Genomic DNA, 632 nt, shown 5'->3' with positions numbered 1-632 from the left:
ATAGACACAGGATCTACAATTATGACAATCGTTAGTATAGTAACTGCTGTTACAGGTACAGGGTTAATTGCCGCAGGGGGAATAGCTGGAATTAAGTATGTTATTAAGAAGCAGGGGAAAGATAAAGCTGCTGCTTGGTAAAAAATATTTTGAAGTAATTATACTAGGGAGGGATTTAACATGAATTTAACCATTTCAAAAAGAGAGAAACTACTTGTTACAAGTTTTATGATGGCTTCAATTATTATGATCGCATTTTTTGGTACAGTTACTGGAAATATTCCTATAACGGAAATTGATTTTGGAAGTCAAAGTAGCTTTTTTGCTACAAAATTAGGATTAACACAATCTGCTGCTGCTATAGTTATTGATTTAATAAATAAAGGATCTACAGTTTTAACAATCATTAGTATGGTAAGTGCAGTTTCTGGTGCAGGGTTAATTGCTGCAGGGGGAATAGCTGGAATTAAGTATGTAATTAAGCAGAAGGGGAGAGATAAGGCTATAGCTTGGTAAAATAGAATAAATAATATTACTTTCTTATCTGTTTATGAAGACCATGAAGTTGCGGAAATGCAATTTCATGGTTTTTTACTATTTAATTCCTACGGTACTCAAGTTTATAATCTTTG

General features: G+C 32.8%; 2 protein-coding genes. Both read left to right on the top strand.

Annotation, left to right across the window (positions count from 1 at the left end):
- Positions 1 to 141, top strand: coding sequence for an uberolysin/carnocyclin family circular bacteriocin (locus tag MR113_RS28640; protein ID WP_396022506.1), 141 nt, complete (start codon positions 1 to 3; stop codon positions 139 to 141).
- 39 nt (positions 142 to 180) lie between these two features.
- Entirely contained in the window at positions 181 to 516 is a 336-nt protein-coding gene (locus MR113_RS27320) for an uberolysin/carnocyclin family circular bacteriocin (protein WP_242257486.1), read from the top strand.
- Positions 517 to 632: the final 116 nt, after the last annotated feature.

It is taken from the genome of Bacillus cereus group sp. BfR-BA-01379 (assembly GCF_022663605.1).
Classification (GTDB): Bacteria; Bacillota; Bacilli; order Bacillales; family Bacillaceae_G; genus Bacillus_A; species Bacillus_A mobilis.
Note: the sequence above shows the minus strand (reverse complement) of the source record. Positions and strands in the feature narration are given on the sequence as shown.